The following is a 23,320-nucleotide window of genomic DNA, read 5'->3' as shown; positions in this document are numbered from 1 at the left end:
CGTCTCGGGCGCGCGGCTGCCCTTCTCCTCGGGGCTCGCCGCTCTGCAGCTGGTCGAGGAGCGCGTGAGCGGATGCGAGCACGCGTCACGAGACCTGCGTCGGCGCTCGGACCCCGCGCGTCGTGACGCACCCGACCCGGCCGCAGCATCCGCCTCGGCCCGCGTGCCTCGCTGGCGTCGGCGTGTCCCCTGGCTAGGCTCGGCGATCAGCCAGCGGGCTGCGCTGGGAGCGACGAGGAGCGACGCACATGAGCGACACGACGAACCGCGACGGCCGCGTCGGCGACGCCGACGGCGTGCAGCCGACGACCTCGGCGGAGGACGCATCGACGTCGGTGCAGGACCACGACGCGCACCAGCCGCTCGTCGACGACGGCGACGCGCCGACGCAGCAGATGCCCGTGCAGGACGAGGCGCCGCGCGACGACGCCGACGACTGGCAGCGGTCGTGGGACGAGGCCGGCGGCGGCGACATCGAGCCCACGGTCATCGCGCCCTCGGCGCTGCGCGGGCCGTCGCACGAGGCGGAGGCCGAGCAGTCGTCGCTCGAGCAGGCGCCCGACGAGCCGGTCGACCATGCGCATGCGATGGCGCCGACCGACCCTGCGGCCGCGGATGCGGTGGCCTCGTCGCGCTCGGTCGAGGCGGGCGAGCACGCCGAGCCGACGAATCCACCGGAGCTCGTCGAGCCGCGCCGGCCGAGCCTGAGCCTGCGCGGCGAGCAGCGGCCCGACCTCGCCGACACGGCCCCCTTCGAAGGGCTCGCGGGCGCAGGAGCCGTCGCCGGTGCGGGAGCAGCCGCGGGCGCCGCCGCGACCTCCCACCGCGAGGAGCCCGCCGCGACGGAGGCGATGCCGGTGCAGGACGACCGCACGCAGGCGATGCCCGCCGCGCCCGCCACCGAGCCGCAGTTCGAGGTCGACGAGCCCGTCGAGGAGCAGCGCACCGAGCGCCTCGGCTCCATCGCCGTCGACGACGAGACGGCACGCGCCGCCGCGACCGGCACGCCCATCGTGCTCGTGGAGTCGGCGACGCCGCCGCGCAAGAAGGGCGCGCGCGGGGTCGGCTTCCTCGTCGTGCTCCTCTCGACGATCGTCTTCGCTGCCCTGCTCGCCGCCGCGTTCCTCGCCGTCGACTACCTCTTCGACCGCGGCTTCGTGCTGCAGGACGCGCTGACGGAGCTGTGGCTGCGCCCGTCGTGGCTGCTGCCCGTCGCCGTCTTCCTCGTCGCCTACTGGCTGACGACGATCATCGTGAACCGCGCGGGATGGTGGGCGCACGTGCTCGGCGGCTTCATCGTCGCGCTGCTCGCCTACGGCGCGCACGTCGCGGGCGCGTACCTCGAGACGCAGGAGAACGTGTGGGACGTCACGGCGATCGTCGGGATCGGCGCACGCGACCTCGGCGAGCTGCTCCTGGCGCCGACCGCGATCGTCACCTTCCTCCTCGCGCGCGAGGTGCCCATCTGGTTCGGCGGCATCGTCGCCCGCCGCGGTCGTCGCGCGAAGCAGCGCAACAAGGAGGCCCTGGAGGAGTACGAGGCCGAGCAGGCCCGTCGTCTCGAGGAGTACGAGGCCACGCGCGCCTGACGCCTGCCCGACGCCCGTCGCACCCCGGTGCGGCGGGCGTCGTCGTGTCCTGCGCCCCGCGCCGAGCCGACCACGCTACGCCCTCGACCGCGTTGAGCGCCCATCCAGCAGCGCGTGCGAGCGGTAGGGCATGATCGTCTGGTCGAGTCCAAGACGTCGGGGGTGCCGTGGGCGTGCTGCGCTGGATGAAGGGGCGTCGCAAGACGACCGCATCCATCGCCGTCGTCTCCGCCGCCGCGATCGCGCTCGGCGTCCTCGCCTTCACCTACGAGGGGTTCACGCAGACCGACGTCGACCTGCATGACGGCGGCGTCTGGGTCACCCGCACGTCGACCTCGGAGGTCGGCCACCTCAACGTCCAGGCGCAGGAGCTCGACGGGCATGTCTACGCGCCGTCCGGCTCGACGTCCTTCGACGTCCTGCAGGACGGCGACGACGTCTTCCTGCGCGACGGCGACGGTGCGCTCATCGAGATCGATCCCGCCCGCATGATCACGGGCGCCGGCATCCCGCTCGCCGCCGACGTGGACGTGCAGCAGCGCGGCGGCACGATCGCGGTGCTCGAGCCCGACGGGCGCCTGTGGGCCATGCCCGTCGGCGAGATCGGCGCCTTCGACCCCGAGGAGGTCGAGCCGCTCGCCGAGGTGGGCGACGATGCGGCGCTCGCCGTCGGTCTCGACGGCTCCGTCGCGGTCGCCTCGCCCGAGCAGGGCGCGGTGCTGCGGTGGGCGCCGAGCGACGAGGGCGGCTTCGAGGGTCCGACGACCGAGGGGCGCGAGGGGCTCGCGGACGCGGACGACGTGGCGGTGACGCTCGTCGGCGACCAGGCGGTCGCGATCGGCGGCGAGCGCCTGTTCCTGCCGGGACGCACGGTCGACGTGCCCGAGGATGCGGTCCTGCAGCAGGTGGGCGACGACGCCTCGACGGTCGTGCTGGCCACGAGCGAGCTGCTGCTGCGCCAGCCCCTCGGCGTAGGCGATCTCGCCGAGCAGTCGTTCGGCTCCGGCGGCGGCGAGCCCGTGGCTCCCGTGCAGCTCGGCGGCTGCCTCTACGCCGCCTTCCCGTCCGCCGGCCACTTCGTGCGCTCGTGCCAGGACGCCTCGCGCAACCTCGACGAGCCGATCGAGGGGCTCGAGGGCCCCGCGGTCTTCCGCGTCAACCGCGGCCAGGTCGTGCTCAACCAGTTCGAGTCGGGGCAGTCGTGGCTCGTGAGCGACCAGGTCGTGCTCGTCGACAACTGGGACGATCTGATCCCGCCGGAGTCGGAGGAGGAGTCGGAGGAGCAGGACGAGTCGCTCGAGGACATCCTGCAGCAGACGGTGCCGCCGCCGAGCGAGGAGAACCACGCGCCCGTCGCGACCGACGACCAGCTCGGCGCGCGCCCGGGTCGCGCGACGATCCTGCCGGTGCTCGCCAACGACTCCGATCAGGACGGCGACGTGCTCACTGCCCGCGTGATCTCGGACCTGCCCTCGGGCGTCACGGTCGCGCCGATCGCCAACGACTCGCAGCTGCAGATCGACATCCCCGCGTCGTTCACCGACCGCACGATCACGTTCCAGTACGAGGTCGACGACGGCCGCGGCGGCACCGACCAGGCGACGGTCGTCGTCACGGTGCGCACGCCCGAGGAGAACGGCGCGCCCGAGCGCCTCTTCGAGCAGTCGTTCACGATCGAGCAGACGGCGCGCTTCGAGTACTCGGCGCTGCAGGCGTGGGTCGATCCCGACGGCGACGACTTCTACCTCCAGTCGGCGACGAGCCCCACGGGCGACCAGATCGAGGCCAGCCCCGCCGGCCGCATCCTCTACACGGCGACGGGATCCGTCGGCGTCACGACGATCGACCTCACGATCGTCGACTCGCGCGGCGAGACGGCGACGGGCTCGATCTCGGTGACGGTCATGGAGCGCAACACCGCGCCGATCGTCGCGAACGCCGACTTCGTCGCGACGACGGTCGGGCAGGACGTGTCGTTCGAGCCGCTCGCGAACGACTACGTGCCCGGCACGCAGGATGCGCGCGTCGCGCAGGTCTCGTTCGAGCTCGAGCCGCGCATCACGGGCTCGTGGGATCGCGAGACGGGCATCGTCACCATCTCGGGCGAGACGCCGGGCACCTACTACGTGACGTACCTCGCGTCGGCGGGCGCGGCCTCGGCGACGGGGCGGATCCGCGTCGACATCCGCGAGGCCGACGACGAGGCGCGGCCCGTCGCGGTGCGCGACATCGCGCTGCTGCCGCAGGGCGGCGAGACGCTCGTCGACCTGCTCGCGAACGACGTCGACCCGGCGGGCGGCGTGCTCGTCGTGCAGTCGGTGACGGCGGACGGCGTGCCGGTGTCGGCGCAGCTCCTCGAGCGCCGCGTGCTGCGGCTCATCGACTCGCAGGGCATCGTCGACGAGGGCACGATCACCTACACGGTGTCGAACGGTCGGTTCACCGAGACCGGGCAGGTCGTCGTCATCCCCGTCGCACCGCCGGAGCAGCCGAGGCCGCCGACCGCGGTGGCGGACACGGCGATCGTGCGCGAGGGCGACTTCGTGACGATCCCCGTGCTCGCGAACGACTTCAGCCCCGACAACCTCGACCTCGCGCTCTCGCCGGAGCTCGTCGAGACGAGCTTCTCCACCGGCGACGGCGGATGCGACGTCAGCGGCGAGGAGGCCGAGGGCTGCGCCTTCGTCGACGGCGACACCGTGCGGCTGTTCGTGCCGGTCGGCGGCCCGTCGTCGGTGCGCCTCGTCTACGAGGTGGGCGTCGAGAACGGCGGCGTCGCGACCGCCGCGGTCGACGTGACCGTCATCCCCCGCGACGCCGGCGACGACCCGCCCATCGCGCAGACGGTCCAGTCGCGCGTCGTGGCCGGCAACCGCGTCTCGATCCCCATCCCGCTCGACGGCATCGACCCCGACGGCGACGGCGTCGAGCTCGTCGGCTACGACGAGGCGCCCGAGCAGGGTCGCATCGTCGAGACCGGCGACGGCTTCTTCGTCTACGAGGCATACGAGGGCACATCGGGCACGGTCTCGTTCACGTACCGCGTGCGCGACCGCAACGGCCTGGAGGCGACGGGCGCCGTGCGCATCGGCATCGCGCCGCCGCCGGAGCTGAACCAGGCGCCGTTCGCCGAGACCGACGAGGTGCTCGTGCAGCCGGGTCGCGCGATCGCGGTGCCGGTGCTCGCGAACGACTTCGATCCAGACGGCGATCCGCTGACTCTGAGCGACGAGCTCACGAACGTGTCGGAGGCGCTCGAGCCCGTCTCGATCGACCCCGACCGCAGCACGGTCGACTTCGTCTCGCCCGACGAGCCGGGCGAGTACGAGCTCCGCTACACGGTCGGAGACGGGCGCGGCGCGGAGACGACGGGCGTCGTGCTCGTCACGGTCGCCACCGACGCGCCGCTCGAGCCGCCGGTCGCGGTCGACGACGTCGTGCCGGTCGCGGAGGTCGAGGCGGGCGTGCCGCTCGAGGTGCCCGTGCTCGACAACGACCTCGACCCCGACGGCAGCCCCGACGCGCTCGAGGTGTCTGTGCTGCAGGGGCCGGGCACGGAGGTCGACGGCGCCATCCGCGTCACGCCCTCCGACGAGGAGTTCCAGGTCGTCACCTACCGCGTGACGGATCCCGACGGCGAGACGGCGCAGGCGTTCGTCTTCGTGCCGCTCGCGCGCGATCCCGCGCCGCGCCTCATCTCCGACGAGGTCGTCGAGGTGCAGTCGGGCATCTCGTACGAGTTCCCGCTCGACGAGTACGTCGCGGTGTCGCGCAACAGCCCGCGCATCACGACCGCTGATCGCGTCAGTGCGACGAACGACAACGGCGACCCGCTCGTCGTGAGCGTCGACACGTTGCAGTACACCTCGGAGCTCGGCTACACGGGCCCGGCGACGCTCTCGTTCGAGGTCACCGACGGCACCGACGAGTCGGACCCCGACGCCAACGTGGCGACGCTCTCCATCGCGCTCTTCGTGCGGCCGTCGTCGGCGGTGCCGCCGACGATGACGGGCACGCAGATCTCGGTGCCGCAGGGCGAGACGGTCGAGTTCGACCTCACGACGGCGACCCGCGATCCCGATCCCGACGACCTCCCCAACATGGACTACGCGCTCGTCGGCGGCGCCTCCGACGACATCGACGCGGACGTGAGCGAGCAGACGCTGACGCTCACCGCGCCGGTGAACGGCAACGTCGGCGCGGACGTCGCGTACACGATCGAGGCGACCGATCGGCACGGCAACACCGCGCAGGGCACGTTCGTCGCGACGATCGTCGTCTCGAACGCGCCGTTCGCGATCGTGCGCGACGACACCGGCGAGGCGACGCAGGGCGTGGCGCAGAGCATCAACGTGCTCGCGAACGACTTCAACCCCTTCGAAGGTCAGGCGCCGCTGCGCGTCGTCGACGTCGCGGTCGTCGGTGGCGTCGGCGAGCCCTCCACCGACGGGTCGACGGTCACCGTGACGCCGGGCGCCGACTTCTCGGGCGTGCTCACGCTGCGATACACCGTGCAGGATGCGACGGAGACGGTGCAGCGGCAGCGCACGGGGCAGATCATCCTCAACGTGAAGGGCAGGCCGGAGGCGCCCATCCGGCCGAACGTGCTGTCGGTCGGCGACCAGACGGTGACGCTGCAGTGGGCGGCGCCCGCGGCGAACGGCGCGCCGATCCAGGGCTATACGGTCACGAGCGCCGACGGCACGTTCTCGCAGCCCTGCCCGTCGACGACGTGCACGCTGCAGGGGCTCGTGAACGACCAGACGTACCAGTTCCAGGTCGTCGCGACGAACGAGGTCGGCGACTCCGACCCGTCGCCGGCATCCGCCGACGCGCGGCCCGACGTGCGGCCCGACCCGCCCGCGGCGCCCACGGCGGTGCGCGGCGACACGCAGCTGTCGATCACGTGGACGGCGCCGACGAACCGCGGCTCGGCGATCACGCAGTACCTGCTCGAGATCAGCCCGCCGCCCGCGAACGGCCAGCCGACCGCCGTCATCGCCGGTGGCGCGACGAGCCATGTGTGGACGGGCCTGACGAACGGCGTCGCCTACTCGTTCCGCGTGCAGGCGTACAACGACGCTCCCGAGCCGAGCGACTGGAGCCCGTCGTCGTCGCCCGTGACGCCGGCCGGCCCGCCCTTCCAGGTCACGGGCGTCTCGGCGACGCGCGACCAGTCGATCCCGAACACCGTGCAGGTGCAGGTGACGTGGGATCCGCACGCGAACCAGTCGAACGGCGCGGCCATCACGCGCTACGTCGTGACCGCCTCGAGCGGCCAGACGGTCGAGGTGGCCGGTGCGGACGCGACGCGCGCGACGTTCGGCGCGGGCGTGCTGCCTGCCGGCACGGGCGCCACCGTGACCTTCACGGTGCAAGCCGTCAACGACGTCGGCCCGTCGCAGCCGTCCGCGCCGTCGAACGGCGTGCGCGACGCGACGACGCCGGGTGCGCCGAGGATCGACTCGTTCACGGAGGGCGACGGCTTCGTCGACATCGTCATGACCGCGGGACCGACGAACGGCGCGCGGGCCGAGGAGATCCAGTACCAGGTGCTCATCGGCGGCACGCAGCAGGGCACGGTGTCGGCGAACGGCGGCCGCATCCCGCTGCAGAACCGGCAGAACCCGTACAACATCTCGGTGCGCGCCGTCTCGACCGTGCAGGGCATCACGTACACGAGCCAGCCGTCGAACGTCGTGCAGGCTGCGCCGTACGGGCCGATCGGGAACCCATCGGTGAACGCGACGGAGCAGATCGGTCAGGTCACGTTCCGGTGGACGGCGCCGAACGCGAACGGGCGACCGGTGTCGGTCCAGATCCGCATCAATGGCGGCGGCTGGCAGAACGCTGCCAACAACGGTCAGGAGACTGTGCAGGATGCGCCCGGCGGGCAACCGGCCACGATCGACGTCCGAGCCACGACGGGTCTGCCAGACGGCAATGGTCACGGCGCGCAGACGACGACCGCGAGCGCCCAGGGCCAAGGCCTCGCTAATCCGTCTGTAACGCTGTCGAGGGGTGACGTTCGCGGTGACGGCTGCCAGGGAGCCAATGGCGAGCAGTGCCGCTACTTCCAGATCAACTGGCAGAACATGCCACTCGGCAACTACGACGTCGCCTGCCATCACAGCGACGGCAACGCAACCACGCCGTTCCAGACGGCGACGATCAACGTCGGCTCGGCCAACGGCAGCACCCAGTACCGCGTCGGCGGCGGCCGCATCTGCTACTCGGGCTTCGCAGGCGAGGCCTGGTTCACCATCCAGGGCAACGGGGTCAACCTCACCTCTCCCAGAGTGGGCTGGCCGTGACGAACGAAGGAGCGCCGACATGGCGATGACGATGACCCGCGAGCAGGCGGCATGGTTCCAGGAGACGTTCAACCGCCTCGTGGGGAACGTCGGCGCGGTCGTGCTCGGCAAGGAGGACGTGATCGCGCTCGCGTTCACGACGATGCTCTCCGAGGGCCACCTGCTGCTCGAGGACGCCCCCGGCACCGGCAAGACGCAGCTGGCGAAGTCGATGGCGGCGACGGTCGCGGGCACGAACACGCGCGTGCAGTTCACGCCCGACCTGCTGCCCTCCGACGTCACGGGCGTCACGGTCTACGACCAGAAGACGCAGGCCTTCGAGTTCCACAAGGGCCCGATCTTCGCCCAGATCGTGCTCGCCGACGAGATCAACCGCGCATCCCCGAAGACGCAGTCGGCGCTGCTCGAGGTCATGGAGGAGGGCCGCGTGACCGTCGACGGCGAGCCGTACGAGGTCGGGCGCCCCTTCATGGTCATCGCGACGCAGAACCCCATCGAGCAGGCCGGCACGTACCGGCTGCCCGAGGCGCAGCTCGACCGCTTCCTCATGAAGACGTCGATCGGCTACCCCGGCCGCGAGCAGACGGTGCGCATCCTCGCGGGCGCCTCGCAGCGCAACGCCTCCGCGCGCGTGCAGCCCATCGTCACGACCTCCGCCGTCGCCGAGATGATCGACCTCGCGGCCACGGCGCACGTCGACCCCGCGGTGCTCGACTACGTCGCGGCGCTCGCCGAGGCGACGCGCGAGTCGAAGGACACGCGTCTGGGCGTCTCGGTGCGCGGTGCCATGGCGATCACGCGCGCCGCGAAGGCGTGGGCGGCGGCGCACGGGCGCAACTACGTGCTGCCCGACGACGTGAAGACCCTCGCGCAGCCCGTGTGGGCGCACCGCGTCGTGCTCGACCCCGAGGCGGAGTTCTCGGGCGTCACGGGCGACCGCGTCATCGAGCGCGCCATCGCCGACGTGCCGGCTCCGCAGGAGCGGGCGCTCGTCGGATGACGCAGGTGGTGCCGCCTCCGAGCGTGCCGGCGCCGGAGGCCGAGGAGCAGGAGACGCCGCGCGAGCGGCGCCGACTGCCGCGCCCGCGCCAGGTCGTCGCCGGCGCGCGCGAGCGGCTGCGCGCCGCGGCGGACTCGCAGCTCGCGCACGACGCGCGCCGCACCGTCGCACGCGGCGTCCGCGCCGTCGTGCCCGTGCTCGCCCCCGTCACGTGGCTCGGATGGGTGGCCCTCGGCATCACGGTCGCGGCGCTCGTCGTGGGCGTCACGCTCGAGTGGGTCGAGCTCGTCGTCATCGCCATCGCCGGCGGCGTGCTGCTCGCGATCGCGATCGGCTACGTCATCGGCCGCACGATGTACCGCATCGAGCTCGACCTCGCGTACACGCGCGTCGTCGTCGGTGAGCGCGCCCTCGGCCGCATCGAGATCCACTCCGCCTCCTCCCGCCCGCTCATGCCCGCGACGATCGAGGTGCCCGTCGGCTCCGCCGTCGCCTCCTTCCACCTGCCCCGCATGCAGCCGCGCGACGTGCACGAGGACGTCTTCGCCATCCCCACCTCGCGCCGTGCGGTGCTGCAGGTCGGCCCCGTGCGATCCGTGAAGGGCGACCCGCTCGGCCTCCTGCGGCGCCAGGTGCGGTGGACGGAGCCCGTCGAGCTGTTCGTGCACCCCCGCACGGTGCAGCTCGAGGAGACGGCGCCCGGTCTCATCCGCGACCTCGAGGGCATCACGACCCGCGACCTCACGAACTCCGACATCGCCTTCCACGCCCTGCGCGACTACGTCGCCGGCGACGACCGCAGGTACATCCACTGGAAGTCGTCGGCGCGCACCGGCCAGCTCATGGTGCGCCAGTTCGAGCAGACCAGGCGCTCGGTGCTCGCGCTCGGCCTCTCGACGAACCCCGACGACTACGGCGACCCCGACGAGCTCGAGACGGCGATCTCGGTGCTCGGCTCGCTCGGCCTGCAGGCGATCCGCGACGAGATGGACGTCGTCGTGCGCACGTCGCGCCGCTCGCTGCCCGCGACGAACGGCAAGCGCCTGCTCGACGGCCTCTCGGGCGTCGCGTCCAGCCAGCGCCACGACCGACTCGTCGGCCTCGCAGGCGAGATCGGTCGCGAGCATCCCGGCGCCTCCGTCGTCATGCTGCACGTCGGCCGCGGCGTCGACGTCGCGACGGTGCGCCGCGCCACGGCGCTGCTGCCGTCGCAGGCGCGCATCCTCGTCTTCCAGGCCGTGACCGGCACGAAGGCGCGCGTGCAGCCGCTCGGGCCGGCGACGCTCGTGCAGCTGCCGTCGGTCACGGAGCTGCCGCGCGTCGTGCGGGCGGTGAGCGAGCTGTGAGCGCCCCCGCGCCGTCGGCGGCCGAGCGTCGCGAGCCGCTGCTGCCGCGCCGGCCGTGGCAGGTCGCGATCGACTGCGCCGTCATCCTCGTCGTGCACGTCATGGCGACGCTCGCGTTCGGCCCCGTCTTCGGCGGCGTCGACTACGCGATCGCCGGCATCGGCGGTGCGCTGGCGGGCATCGTCGTCGGCGTCGTCACGTCGATGCGGCCGCTGCGCGGCTGGCTCGTGACCGTGGCGGGCGTCGTCGTCGCCTACGTCGTCGTCGGCCCCGTGCTCGCCGTGCGGCACGCGACGATCGCCGGCTTCATCCCCACGCTCGACGGCCTGCGCGAGCTCATGCTCGGCTCCTTCATCTCCTGGCGCTCGCTGCTCACGGCGCAGCCGCCCGTGCAGGGCTTCCCGAGCCTGCTCGTCGTGCCGATGCTCACGACCCTCGTGTGCGCGACCGTCGCCACCGTGCTCGCGATGCGCCTGCGCCGCGGCGCGCCCTGGGCGATGCTGCCCGGCGTCGTCGCGCTCGTCGTCGGCATCGCGTTCGGCACGCGCATCGCCGCGCAGCCCATCCTGCTCGGCGTCGTCACCGCCTGCGCCTCCATGGCGTGGATCGCGTGGCGCGGCGCGACCGCGCGCCGCAACCTCGCCGAGGAGGTCGAGGTCACGCGCGACGACGCCAACCGCAAGGCGTTCGCGCGGCGGCGGCTCATCGGCGGCGTCGGCATGGTCACGGCCGCGGCTGTGATCGCGAGCGTCGCCGCGCTGCCGATCGCCTTCACGAACCGGCAGGTGCTGCGCGACGACGTCGAGCCGCCCGTCGAGCTCGCCGACTACCCGAGCCCGCTCGTCGGCTTCCGCACGTGGCACAAGAACTTCGAGGAGGCGACGCTGCTGACGGTCTCCGGGATGCCGGAGGGGTCGCGCCTGCGCATCGCGACGCTCGACTGGTACGACGGCACCGTCTACGCCGTCGCCGGCAGCCAGGAGTCGTCGTCCTCCTCCGGGTCCTTCTCCCGCGTCGGCGACGAGATCGGCACGTCGCAGCCGGGCGTCCCCGCGACGATCGACGTCGAGGTCGGCGAGTACTCGGGCGTGTGGGTGCCGAGCGTCGGCTACGCCGAGCGCATCGACTTCGCGGGCGACGATGCCGTCGCGCTGCAGTCGTCCCTCGCCTACAACGGCGCGACGGGCAACGTCATCGCCGAGGCCGGGCTCGGCCCCGGGGATCGCTACACGATCGACGCCATCGTGCCCGAGGTCGTCGAGCACGACGAGCTCGAGGGCATCCCGACGTCGGACATCGACATGCCGGAGCCCGCGCAGATGCCGGAGCTCATCCAGGCATGGGTGTCGACGCACGCGACCGAGCGCACGGCGCTCGACAACATCCTCGCGATGGCGACGCAGATGGAGACGTACGGCGCCTTCAGCCACGGCGTCGGGCCCGACGAGGCGCCCTCGCTCTCCGGGCACGGCTACCGCCGCCTCTCGGACATGTTCGACGCCGAGACGCTGCTCGGCGACGACGAGCAGTACGCGGCCGCCTACGCGCTCGCGCTCGACTTCTACGGCGTGCCCGCGCGCGTCGTCATGGGCATGTACCCGGGCGACGACGGCTTCGAGGCGGGCGGCGAGGCCGTCGAGCTCACGGGCGCCGACATGCACGCGTGGGTCGAGGTGTCGTTCCAGGGCGTCGGCTGGGTGGCGTTCGACCCCACGCCGCCCGAGGACAACACGCAGGTCGAGCCCGAGCCGCAGCCGCAGCCGAACCCGCGGCCGCAGGTGCTGCAGCCGCCGCAGCCGCCTGAGGAGCCCGCGGAGCTGCTGCCGAACACCCAGCCCGACCAGGCGCAGGACGACGAGGAGGAGCAGTCGGCGAGCGTCTGGCTCGTCGTGCTCGCCGTCGCAGGCAGCATCCTGCTCGCGCTGCTCGTGCTCGCATCCCCGTTCATCGTCATCGGACTGCTGAAGGCGAGACGCCGACGGCGGCGCTTCGAGGCCGCGACCGAGAGCGAACGGCTCGCGGGCGGCTGGCATCAGGTCGTCGACGAGGCCGTCGACCTCGGCCTCCCCGTGCCCGCGGGCGTCACGCGGCGGGAGGTGGCGGCCGACGTCGAGGAGCGCTATCCGCGCTCGCGCGCCGTCGCGATCGGCGAGTACGTCGACGCGGGCGTCTTCGGGCCCGGTGAGCCGCACCGGGGCGAGATCGACGCGTTCTGGAAGGATGTCGACCGCAGCGTGGCTGCGATGCGGCAGGAGGCGAGCAGGCGCCAGAGGATCCTCGGGATGCTCTCGCTGCGCTCGTTCCTCCGCCGCCGGGCGGAGCGGAGGGGCCGATGATCTGGTCGATCGACGACGGACGCGACAAGCGACCCGAGGGCGTCGACGAGGACGGCGTGCCCGACCCCGCCTACGCTGCGAGCCTCGGGCTCCTGAACGCGCCGCTCGGCCGTCGTGCCGCAGCAAGCCTCGTCGACGTCGCCGTCTACGCGCTGCTGTCGCTGCCGCTCGTCGTCGGCGCCTCGCCGCGGCTCATGAGCCTCGCGACCGGCGCGGTGAGCTGGTACGGCTTCGTCAACCATCCCGACTTCGTGCTGACCGTCGTCTTCGCGGCCGTCACGGTCGTGCTGTCGCTCGCCTTCACGATCGTGCAGCTCGTGCTGCACGGCAGGAAGGGCGTCACGCTCGGCAAGGCGCTCACGGGCCTGCGCACCGTGAACGTCACGACGCTGCAGGCGCCGGGCTTCGGGCGGATGCTGCTGCGCGGCGTCGTGCTGTCCGCGTCGTCGATCGTGCCGGTCGTCGGCCCCGCGCTCTTCCTCGCCTCGCCGCTGCTCGACCGCGCTCGTCGGCGCGGCTGGCTCGACCACGTGGGCCGCTCGTGGCTCGTCGACGCGGCGAAGGGCCTCGACCCGTACGACGTCAAGCGGATGCGCATCGCGCGGAAGACCGTCGCCGCCGATCCGATCGCCGAGCAGCAGGTGCTGCCCTCGCTCGCGACGCCCGTGCAGCACGGCGCACCCGTCGCGTACCAGCCGGGGGCGCGCGTGAGCGCCGGCGTGCTCGGGGCCGCACGCCCGCACGTGCCCGGCGAGCAGCCCGTCGTCGGCATCGCGTCCTCGCAGGTCGCGCAGCAGCAGCAGTCGGCGCCGGCTCCGCCGTCGCAGCCGCCGCAGACGCCCTACCGACCGGGCGAGCTGAGCGGGGCGACCTCCGCGCCCGCCGTGCCCTCATCGCCCTTCGCACGTCCGGAGGGCGTGCCGAGCGCGCCGCAGTACGCGCAGGCGGGGGAGCCCGTGCAGGGCGTGCCGACCGCGGCTCCCGTGCCGCCGCAGCAGCCTGCGCAGCAGCCGCCCGTCGCGCCGCAGCCGGGCGGCGACCAGCGCTGGCAGGCGCCGCAGGCGGGCCCCTCCGTCGTGCCGCCCGCCCCGCCGCTCGAGGCCGCGGGGCCCCCGGCCGTCGCGCAGCCGTCGCAGCCCACCCCGCCGCCGTCGGCGCCCACCCAGCCGTCGGTGCCCGACGCGACGATCGTGCCGGGACGGGCCCCGGGCGACGCGGACGACGACCTCGACGCCACGCGCATCGCGCGACCGCGCGCCATCGTGCTCGAGCTCGACGACGGCGCCCGCATCACGCTGGGCGGTCGCACGCTCATCGGCCGCAACCCGACGCTGCAGCCGGGCGAGGCCGGCACGGTCGTGCCCATCCCCGACGACACGCGATCCGTGTCGAAGACGCACGTCGCGATCGACGTCGAAGGCGGCACGATCCAGATCGTCGATCGGCACTCGACGAACGGCACGGCGATCGTGCGCGGCGGCAAGGAGACGCGGCTCGTCGGCGGCGTCCCGACGCGGGCCGAGGTGGGCGACACCGTCATGCTCGGCGATCGGCGGGCGGTGATCGCGCGTGGCTGAGCTGCACGTGGGGGAGTACCGCTTCGAGCACCCCGCGATCCAGCTCCGCTGGGCGGCCGCGACGCATGAGGGCGCCCGGGCGATGAACGAGGACTCGGTCTTCGCCTCGTTCCCCGTCTTCCTCGTGGCGGACGGCATGGGCGGCCAGGCATCGGGCGACGTCGCGAGCGCGCTCGCGGTCGAGTCGTTCCGCACGCTCAAGGGCCGCGCGCTCGCGACGGTCGAGGGCGTCGAGCAGAGCATCGAGCGCGCCTTCCGCGCCGTGCGCCACGAGGCGGCATGGCACGGCGCAGCGGGCGGCACGACGCTCGCGGGCGCCGTCGCGGTCGACGTCGGCGGCATCGCCCACTGGTACGTGCTCAACGTCGGAGACTCGCGCACCTACCTGCTCGACGACGCGAGGCTGCAGCAGGTGAGCGTCGACCACTCCGTCGTGCAGGAGCTCGTGGACGCGGGCGCCGTCGAGCGCGAGGCCGCGCGCACGCATCCGCAGCGCCACGTCATCACCCGCGCGATCGGCGCCGGCGAGGAGCACGCGCCCGACTCGTGGCTGCTGCCCGCCGAGCGCGGCCAGCGGCTGCTCGTCTGCTCCGACGGCCTCTCGAGCGAGGTCGACGACGCCGAGATCGCGGGCGTCCTGCGTGCGACGCCCTCGCCGGCGGATGCGGCGGCGTCGCTCGTCGCGCGGGCGCTGCATGCGGGCGGTCGCGACAACGTGACGGTCGTCGTCGTCGACGTCGACGCCGTGTCCGGCGGATGGAGCCTCGGCGACACGCATCGGGGCGGCCTCGACGAGGACACCGTGCCCACGGGCAGGCGACGCTGATGCGCACGACGTACGTCTCGGGCGCCGCGTGGTGCATCGTGCACGGCGACGTGCTCGTCGTGCTCGACCGCGGCTTCGACGCGCGGTCCGCGAGCGCGCTGTTCGCGCGCCTCGACCCCGCTGCGCTGCGCGACGAGCCCCTCGCGCTCGCCGTGCTCGAGCCGACGGCGGACGGATGGCTGCTGTCGCGAAGGCGCGGGGTGCCCGCCGTGACCTACGCCGCGCTGCCCGATCGCTCCGGCGAGGCATGGGGCAGCGACCTGCTCCCGGCGGGGGCGACGGTCGCCTTCGGCGCCGTCGGCGCCCTCGACGAGGCGATGCCGCTCGCAGGGGGCGTCGTGCGTGCGAGTGCCGTGCGCGTCGAGCTCGCCGCACCCCGGTCGGCGGACCGCCCCGTGGCGGACGCGGCATCCGCTCGGCCGGAGGCGCAGCCGGTGGATGCGCCCGCTTCGCTCGAGGCACCTCCGATCGTCGAGCACGCGCCGGTGCCGTCACCCGCGGCCACCCCCGTGCCGTCGGCGCCCGAGGCCCCGGTCGTCGTCGAGCATGCGCCCGTGCAGGACGCCGACACGACCGCGACGCCCGTGCCGGACGACGGCGAGGAGCCCGAGGCACCGCCTCCCGCGTCCGACGCCGCGGCGCTCGAGCCGGTCGTCGAGCACGCGCTTGCCGCGCCCGACGAGGAGTCGCGCGCCGAGCCGACGCCCGACGCCCCCTCAGGCATCGGCGGCATCATCGACTCCGTGCCCGGCTTCATCCGTCCCGCGACCGTCGTCGAGGTCCCCGACGACCTCGCGATGGGCGACCACGACGGCATGACGATCGCCGGCGACGAGGCGCGCAGGCTCGCCGCGGCCGCTCGTGCGGAGCAGGCGGCGCCGCCCGTGCTCGGGCCGGCGACGGGCCCGGTCGTGCTGTCGACGCTGTGCGCCTCCGGCCACGTCAATCCGCCGGGAGCCGGCGCGTGCGCGTGCGGCGCGCCCATCGTCTCGGACTCCGCCGACCAGCGCGCCCGGCCCGAGTTCGCCGAGCTCGTGCTGCCGGACGGCGGGCGCGTGCCGCTCGGCCGCGGCGTCGTGCTCGGCCGCCGGCCGCGCAGCCGCCGTGTCGAGGACGGACGCGTGCCGCGCCTCGTGACGGTGCACTCCCCGAGCGAGGACATCTCGCGCAGCCACCTCGAGGTGCGCTGCGAGGACTGGAACGTGCTCGCGATCGACCTGGAGTCGACGAACGGCACCGTGCTGCTGCGCGACGGCGCCGCTCCCATGCGCCTGCGGCCCGACGTGCCGCAGCTCGTCGCCTTCGGCGACCGCCTCGACCTCGGCGACGGCGTCGTCGTGCGCGTCGAGCGCGCCAGGACGGAGGCCGGCTCGTGAGCCCGCGCCGCGCGCCGTCGCCGCCGCCCGTGCTCCCCGGCTACGAGCATCGCCGTCTGCTGGGCACGGGAGGCTTCGCCGACGTGTTCCTCTACGAGCAGGTGCTGCCGTCGCGGCCCGTGGCAGTGAAGGTGCTGCTCACCGAGACGACCGACCGCGACGTCATCGAGCACTTCCGGCAGGAGGCCAACGTCATGGCCCAGCTGTCGTCGCATCCCTCGATCGTCACGATCTACGGCGCCGCCGTCTCCGACGACGGCCGCCCGTACCTCGTCATGGAGTACTGCCCGCGGCCGAACCTCGGCGTGCGCTACCGCAGCGACCGCTTCTCGGTCGCCGAGGTGCTCGCGCTCGGCGTGCAGATCGCCGGCGCCGTCGAGACCGCGCATCGCGCCGGGGTGCTGCACCGCGACATCAAGCCCGCGAACATCCTCGTGACGGCGTACAACCGGCCGGCGCTCACCGACTTCGGCATCGCGACCACGACGGGCGAGGCGGATGCGTCGACGGGCATGTCCATCCCGTGGTCGCCGCCCGAGGCGTTCGCTGAGCGCCCCTGGAGCGGGCGCGAGTCCGACGTCTTCGCGCTCGGCGCGACGCTCTACACGCTGCTCGCCGGTCGGTCGCCCTTCGAGCTCCCCGGCGGCTCGAACACGAGCCTCGACGTCATCGCGCGCATCGAGCGCGGCGAGATCGCGCCGCTCGCCCGCTCCGACGTGCCCGCGTCGCTCGAGGCGGTGCTGCGCTCGTCCATGGAGGTCGACCCCCGGCGCCGCTACGCGAGCGCGCAGGCGCTCGGCCGCGCGCTGCAGCAGGTGGAGGCCGAGATGAGCCTCTCGGTCACGCAGATGGACGTGCTCGACGACTCGCTGCCCGTCGACGTCGTCGACGACCAGGACGGCGGTGCGACGCGCATCCGCGGCGTCGTCGAGATCGATCCGCACGTCGACGACCCGCCGAGGCTCGCGACGTCGAGCCCCGCGCCGGCGATGCCGTCGTACGCGGCCGCCGCGCAGGTCGTCTCCGACGCGACCATCGTGCGACCGTCCGCGGCGCAGGCGTCCGCGCCCGCGATCCCTCGCCCCGGCGAGCTGCCCGTCGCGCCCGAGTCGGGCTCGCCGTGGGCGGTCGCGTCGGAGCAGGCGCAGGCCGAGCGCCGCAAGCGCTCTCGCACGCCGATCGTGGCAGCGATCGCGGGCGCGGTCGTGCTCGTCGTCGCCGCCACCGGCGTCTGGCTCGTCGTCACCTCCGGCGCCGGCACCTCCCAGCCCGGACCCTCGACGACGATCGCCGCGCCCGAGCCGGGCGCTCCCTCGCCGCCCATCGCCTTCCAGACGACCGTCGAGGCCGACGGCGTGCGCTTCGGCTGGACGAACCCCTCGCCCGCCGACGGCGACGCGTACGTGGTGCGCTCCGACCCGTCCGCCGGCACCCCCGTCCGCGAGACCATCGTGCAGCCCGAGATCGTGGTGCCGATCGACCCCGACGGCCAGACGTGCATCGCCGTCGCGATCCAGCGCGCCACGGGCATGCAGTCCGACTACGAGGAGCACTGCGTCGATGCCTGACCCCACCGCGATCCGCGTCGAGTTCGCCGGCGAGTGGTTCGACCCCGCGCCGGATCGGCCGTTCACGATCGGCCGCGAGGGCGACCTCGCCGTCGACGACAACCCCTACCTGCACCGGGCGTTCCTCGAGATCGCGCAGCGCGACGGGCTCTGGTGGCTCTCGAACGTGGGCACGCGGCTGTCGGCGACGCTCTCGAGCGCCGGCGGCGCAGTGCAGTCGTGGCTGTCGCCCGGCGCGAGCCTGCCGCTCGTGTTCGCCGAGTGCGTCGTCGTGTTCACGGCCGGTCCGACCACCTACGAGGTCGGCATCCACACCTCGACGGCGCCGTTCGCGATGGCGGCGGCGGGCGCTCGCGGCGGCGTCGGCGACGCGACCGTCATGCCCTCGCAGCTGACCGCGCTCCAGAAGGCGCTCATCGTCGCCCTCGCGGAGCCGATGCTGCGGCGCGAGGGCGTCGGCGTGAGCGAGCTGCCCACGAGCACGGCGGCGGCCGAGCGACTCGGCTGGTCGATGTCGCGCTTCAACCGGAAGCTCGACAACGTGTGCGACAAGCTCGACCGCATGGGCGTGCAGGGCCTGCGCGGCGGGGCGGGCAGGCTCGCGAGCAACCGGCGGGCGCGGCTCGTCGAGTACGCGGTGTCGTCGCAGCTCGTCACGCGCGCCGACCTGGCGCTGCTCGACGACGAGACCCTGCGCGGCACCGACGACGAGGGAGCGGACGCATGAAGGTCAAGCTCACGCTGCACAAGGACGGGGCCGCGCCGCGCGACATCGTCGTGACGGCCGACTCGACGGCGACCGTCGAGGACGTCGCGAGGCAGATCGCCGACGCAGACCCGGCGGGCGGCATCGCGATCGGCGACGACCAGGTGGTGACGCTCGCCGTCGCTCCACCCACGAGCCCGAGGCTCGAGCCGCTCGACCCCGACGCGCTCATCGGCGAGGCGGCCATCGGCTCGGGCTTCAACGCGGCCGTGCTGCCGCTCGGCCAGCGCCGCGGCCAGCGGGTCGCGAACGCGGGCGGGCCGGCGCTCGCCGTGCTCCGGGTCGTCCAGGGTCCGGCGGCGGGTCTCGAGGCGCAGCTGACGGCGGGCCAGCACACGATCGGCCGCGATCCCTCGTGCGACGTCGTCCTCGCCGACCGGCAGGTCTCGAAGCGGCACGCGCGCATCGAGGTCGGCACGCACATCGAGGTCGTCGACCTCAACTCCGCCAACGGCGTCCTCGTCGACGGCCAGCTCGTGACGCGCCTGCGCGTCATCCCCGGCCAGCCCTTCACGCTCGGCGAGTCGGTGCTGCAGGTGCAGCTCGCCGGCGCCTTCGACGCCGGCGGCGCGGACCCCGTGCTCGAGCGCGGCGGCTCGCTCATGTTCAACCGCAGCCCACGCGTCGAGGAGCGCTACTCGGGGGAGTCGTGGGACGAGCCGCGGATGCCGAAGGAGCCCTCGTCGAGGATGTTCCCGTGGCCGATGCTCATCGCGCCGATCATCCTCGCATCCACGCTCTTCGCGATGACGGGCCGCGCCCGGTCGCTCGTCGTCGCGTTCATGACCCCGCTCATGCTCGCGGGCAACTTCATCTCGCAGCGCACGCAGCTCGGCCAGAAGATCAAGGCCGAGGCCGCGACGTTCGAGAAGCAGTTCGAGCGACTCGAGGAGCTGCTCTACCGCGCGATCCCCGAGGAGCGCCGCGTGCGCAACCTCGAGGCACCGCCCGTCGCCGAGGTCTTCGACCACGCCATGCGCCTCGGGCCGATGCTCTGGACGCGGCGTCCCGAGCACTGGAACTTCCTCGGCGTGCGGCTCGGCACGTGCACGACCGACAGCCGCAACGAGATCAAGCGCGCCGAGGTGCAGGAGGGCCTGCCCGAGTACGTCGAGCGCGTCGACGCGCTCGAGGAGCGCTACAGGACCATCTCCGACGTGCCCGTGTTCGAGACCCTGCTGTCGACGGGATCGCTCGGCGTCGCCGGCCCGAAGGCCGCCGCGAGCGACGCGCTGCGCGGCCTCGGCGTGCAGCTGTTCGGGCTGCACGCGCCGAACGACGTCGTCTCGATCGCGCTCACCGATCCCGACTGGGTCGAGGAGCTCGAGTGGCTCAAGTGGCTGCCGCACACCTCGAGCGAGCGGAACCCCTTCAAGGACATGCCGCTCGCGGACTCCGCTCCGACGGGCCAGGCGCTGCTGTCGGCGCTCGAGGAGCACATCATGCGTCGGTCGAAGAAGACCGAGGCCGACCTGCGTCCGCCGTACAAGGACGACTGGGACCCCATGGACTTCGGCACCGACGTCGAGCGGGCGTCGAAGGAGTCGAAGTTCCCCGGCGGCACGGCGATCGTGCTCATCGTCACGAACGACGCACCCGTCGACCGCCCGCGCCTGACGCAGATCCTCGAGCGCGGCCCCGACGTCGGCGTCTACACGCTCTTCGTCGCGCCGACCGTCGAGTCGCTGCCCGCCGCGTGCCGCACGTTCGTCGACGTCACCGACGGTCTCACGGCCGCGACCGTCGGCACGGTCCGCTCGGGCGTGACGTACCGCGACGTCGTCGTCGAGGGCGTCTCGAACGAGTACATGCACATGCTCGCCAAGCGCCTCGCGCCCGTCGTCGACTCTTCGACCGTCATCGAGGACTCGTCGGACATCCCGAACTCCGTGAACCTCCTCACGCTCACGGGCCACGAGATCGCGACGGATCCGGGCGCGGTCGTCGAGCGCTGGCGGCAGAACAACACCGTCATCGATCGCTCCGGCGTGCCGCAGCCGCGGCTGAAGAAGGCGGGCAACCTGCGGGCCGTCATCGGCCAGGGCGCCACCGACGCCATGACCCTCGACCTGCGCACGCAGGGCCCCCACGCACTCGTCGGCGGCACGACGGGCGCGGGCAAGTCGGAGTTCCTGCAGGCATGGGTGCTCGGCATGGCCGCGGCGCACAGCCCCGACCGCGTCACGTTCCTCTTCGTCGACTACAAGGGCGGGTCGGCGTTCGCCGACTGCGTCGAGCTGCCGCACTGCGTGGGACTCGTCACCGACCTCTCGCCGCACCTCGTGCGTCGCGCGCTCACGAGCCTCCGCGCCGAGCTGCACTACCGCGAGCACCTCTTCAACCGGAAGAAGGCGAAGGACCTCCTCGAGCTCGAGAAGCGGCGCGACCCCGACTGCCCGCCGGCGCTCGTGCTCGTCATCGACGAGTTCGCAGCGCTCGCCGGCGAGGTGCCGGAGTTCGTCGACGGCGTCGTCGACATCGCCCAGCGCGGGCGCTCCCTCGGCATCCACCTCATCATGGCAACGCAGCGCCCCGCCGGCGTCATCAAGGACAATCTGCGCGCGAACACGAACCTCCGCGTGGCGCTGCGCATGGCCGACGAGTCGGACTCGAAGGACGTCGTCGACGATCCGATCGCCGGCACGTTCGACCCGTCGATCCCCGGCCGCGGCATCGCGAAGACGGGCCCCGGCCGGCTCGTGCCGTTCCAGTCCGCGTACGCGGGCGGCTGGACCGAGCCCGACGTCGTGCAGACCGCCGACGTGCAGGTCGCCGAGCTGCGCTTCGGCTCGCTCGTGCGCTGGGAGCGCGAGCAGGCGGTCGAGGTGGACGAGGACGTGGATCCCGGCCCCAACGACCAGAAGCGCATCGTGCGCACGCTCATCGACGCGTCGGGCGAGGCGGGCATCCCCGCGCCGCGCAGGCCGTGGCTCGACGACCTGGAGCGCACGGTCGACATGCGCGACCTGCCGATCCACGACGACCGGCGCATCCTGCTCGGCAAGGCCGACATCCCCGAGCGGCAGCTGCAGGAGCCGATGTACTTCGTGCCCGACCGCGACGGCTCGCTGCTCGTGTACGGCACGTCGGGCGCGGGCAAGTCGAGCGTGCTGCGCACGATCGGCATCGGTGCGGGCATGCGTCCGGAGAACGACGTCGAGGTCTACGGCCTCGACTTCGCCTCCGGCGCGCTCCGCTCGCTCGAGGTGCTGCCGCACGTCGGCTCGATCATCTCCGGCGACGACGCTGAGCGCGTCCAGCGCCTGCTGCGCTCGCTCGGCATGCTGCTCGACGAGCGCGGGCGCCGCTTCTCCGACGTCAACGCGTCCGACATCTCCGAGTTCCGCGAGATCACGGGCGAGCGGATGCCGCGCATCCTCGTGCTCATCGACAACTTCCCGCAGTTCAAGGCCGAGTGGGACATGACGAGCGCCCGCGCGCCGTTCTACGCCGTCTTCATGCGGATGCTCGGCGAGGGTCGCCCGCTCGGCGTCCACGCCGTCTTCACCGCCGACCGCTCGGGCGCCGTGCCGACGGGCGTCTCGTCGAACGTCTCGCGCCGCGTCGTCCTGCGCCTCGCCGACGAGAACGCCTACGTCATGGTGGGCGTCGCGCGCGACGTGCTCGACGAGCAATCGGCGCCGGGTCGCGCGATCGTCGACGGCTTCGAGACGCAGATCGCCGTGCTCGGCGGCACGCCGAACGTCGCCGAGCAGTCGAAGCTCATGGGGCAGCTCGCGGAGGAGCTGCGCAGGCAGGGCGCCCGCGAGGTCGAGGAGATCGGCGCGCTGCCGACGCGGCTGTCGGAGGACAAGCTGCCTGCGCGGATCAAGGACTTCCCCGTGCTCGGCGTCGCCGAGGACACCCTCGCGCCGCGCGAGTTCGACCCCATCGGCACGTTCATCGTCGCGGGGCCACCGGAGTCGGGCAAGACGAACGCCATGAAGGCGATCGTCAACAGCATGCTGCGCTACGACCCCGACGTGCGGCTGTTCCACTTCGCGGGGCGTCGCTCGGTGCTCAAGGACTACGCGCCGTGGGTGCGCAGCGCGGTCACCGTCGACGACGCCAAGGCGCTCGCGACCGAGCTCGTCGACATCGTGAAGGACGAGTCGATCCCCGGCCGCATCATGATCGTCGTCGAGAACGTGCCGCAGTTCGCCGACTCCGACGCCGAGCGCAAGCTCAAGGAGCTCATGCAGGCGATCAACCGCTCCGACCATCTCCTCGTCGGCGACGCCGACGTCGCGCAGGTCACGAGCGGCTTCGGCTTCATCGGCGACTTCAAGGCGGGCCGCAAGGGCATCATCCTGAAGCCCGACTCGTTCGACGGCGACTCGGTGTTCAAGGTGCCCTTCCCGAAGGTGAAGCGCTCCGACTTCCCCGTCGGGCGCGGCATCTTCGTGCAGTCGGGCCGCGCGGTCACGATGCAGATGCCGCTCGTGCAGACGCCGACGGCCCCGGTGCCTCCGGCGCGGACGCCCGTCGCGGTCGGAGCGTCGTCCTCCGACGACGAGGCCGTGAGCGAGTCGACCGTCCTGCCGCCCGCATGACGGGCGGACATGGGGAGGTCTCCCCATCGCATCTTCCAGCCGGGCGACCTAGCGTGGATCACGACCATC

General features: G+C 73.1%; 11 protein-coding genes. All 11 read left to right on the top strand.

The genetic code is table 11. The features are described 5' to 3' along the window. Positions 1-248: 248 nt before the first annotated feature. The 11 genes from C1N71_RS12210 to C1N71_RS12160 all read left to right on the top strand — a co-directional run bounded on the left by C1N71_RS12210 (position 249) and on the right by C1N71_RS12160 (position 23,251). The gene (locus tag C1N71_RS12210) at positions 249-1,589 is read left to right on the top strand and encodes a hypothetical protein (protein ID WP_137756656.1); all 1,341 of its coding nucleotides are present in this window, start codon (positions 249-251) and stop codon (positions 1,587-1,589) included. Positions 1,590-1,756: 167 nt separating this feature from the next. Beyond that, positions 1,757-7,903 (top strand): Ig-like domain-containing protein, encoded by a 6,147-nt coding sequence (locus tag C1N71_RS12205; RefSeq protein ID WP_137756655.1) that lies wholly within the window; start codon positions 1,757-1,759, stop codon positions 7,901-7,903. Between the two features lie 25 nt (positions 7,904-7,928). After that, on the top strand, positions 7,929-8,903 hold the full coding sequence (locus C1N71_RS12200; RefSeq protein ID WP_137757328.1) for an AAA family ATPase: 975 nt from the start codon (positions 7,929-7,931) through the stop codon (positions 8,901-8,903). Between the two features lie 5 nt (positions 8,904-8,908). Next, the gene (locus tag C1N71_RS12195; RefSeq protein ID WP_175414204.1) at positions 8,909-10,249 is read left to right on the top strand and encodes a DUF58 domain-containing protein; all 1,341 of its coding nucleotides are present in this window, start codon (positions 8,909-8,911) and stop codon (positions 10,247-10,249) included. Further along, the gene (locus C1N71_RS12190; protein ID WP_137756653.1) at positions 10,246-12,585 is read left to right on the top strand and encodes a transglutaminase-like domain-containing protein; all 2,340 of its coding nucleotides are present in this window, start codon (positions 10,246-10,248) and stop codon (positions 12,583-12,585) included. Before C1N71_RS12195 ends, C1N71_RS12190 begins: the two co-directional genes overlap by 4 nt. Further along, entirely contained in the window at positions 12,582-14,162 is a 1,581-nt protein-coding gene (locus tag C1N71_RS12185; protein WP_137756652.1) for an RDD family protein, read from the top strand. Before C1N71_RS12190 ends, C1N71_RS12185 begins: the two co-directional genes overlap by 4 nt. After that, a complete protein-coding gene (locus C1N71_RS12180) occupies positions 14,155-14,988 on the top strand; it encodes a PP2C family protein-serine/threonine phosphatase (protein ID WP_137756651.1) in 834 nt (277 codons plus the stop codon). Before C1N71_RS12185 ends, C1N71_RS12180 begins: the two co-directional genes overlap by 8 nt. Beyond that, positions 14,988-16,364 (top strand): FHA domain-containing protein, encoded by a 1,377-nt coding sequence (locus C1N71_RS12175; protein ID WP_175414203.1) that lies wholly within the window; start codon positions 14,988-14,990, stop codon positions 16,362-16,364. The genes C1N71_RS12180 and C1N71_RS12175 overlap by 1 nt, the downstream gene beginning before the upstream one ends. Beyond that, positions 16,361-17,932: a serine/threonine-protein kinase gene (locus C1N71_RS12170; protein ID WP_137756649.1), complete on the top strand. Its 1,572-nt coding sequence runs from the start codon at positions 16,361-16,363 to the stop codon at positions 17,930-17,932. Before C1N71_RS12175 ends, C1N71_RS12170 begins: the two co-directional genes overlap by 4 nt. Continuing rightward, complete coding sequence (locus C1N71_RS12165; RefSeq protein ID WP_137756648.1) at positions 17,925-18,659, top strand: hypothetical protein; 735 nt, start codon at positions 17,925-17,927, stop codon at positions 18,657-18,659. Before C1N71_RS12170 ends, C1N71_RS12165 begins: the two co-directional genes overlap by 8 nt. Continuing rightward, positions 18,656-23,251 carry an FtsK/SpoIIIE domain-containing protein gene (locus C1N71_RS12160; RefSeq protein ID WP_137756647.1) on the top strand — a complete coding sequence of 1,532 codons (4,596 nt, stop codon included), beginning with the start codon at positions 18,656-18,658 and terminating at the stop codon, positions 23,249-23,251. Before C1N71_RS12165 ends, C1N71_RS12160 begins: the two co-directional genes overlap by 4 nt. Positions 23,252-23,320: the final 69 nt, after the last annotated feature.

Source organism: Agrococcus sp. SGAir0287 (assembly GCF_005484985.1).
GTDB lineage: Bacteria > Actinomycetota > Actinomycetes > Actinomycetales > Microbacteriaceae > Agrococcus.
This window is presented reverse-complemented; position numbering and strand designations above follow the sequence as displayed.

Excerpts from the sequence above, each read along its gene's own strand:
- C1N71_RS12210 (WP_137756656.1), top strand. The coding sequence starts at position 249 with ATGAGCGACACGACGAACCGCGACGGCCGCGTCGGCGACGCCGACGGC.
- C1N71_RS12200 (WP_137757328.1), top strand. The coding sequence starts at position 7,929 with ATGACGATGACCCGCGAGCAGGCGGCATGGTTCCAGGAGACGTTCAAC.
- C1N71_RS12185 (WP_137756652.1), top strand. The coding sequence starts at position 12,582 with ATGATCTGGTCGATCGACGACGGACGCGACAAGCGACCCGAGGGCGTC.
- C1N71_RS12175 (WP_175414203.1), top strand. The coding sequence starts at position 14,988 with ATGCGCACGACGTACGTCTCGGGCGCCGCGTGGTGCATCGTGCACGGC.
- C1N71_RS12165 (WP_137756648.1), top strand. The coding sequence starts at position 17,925 with ATGCCTGACCCCACCGCGATCCGCGTCGAGTTCGCCGGCGAGTGGTTC.
- C1N71_RS12160 (WP_137756647.1), top strand. The coding sequence starts at position 18,656 with ATGAAGGTCAAGCTCACGCTGCACAAGGACGGGGCCGCGCCGCGCGAC.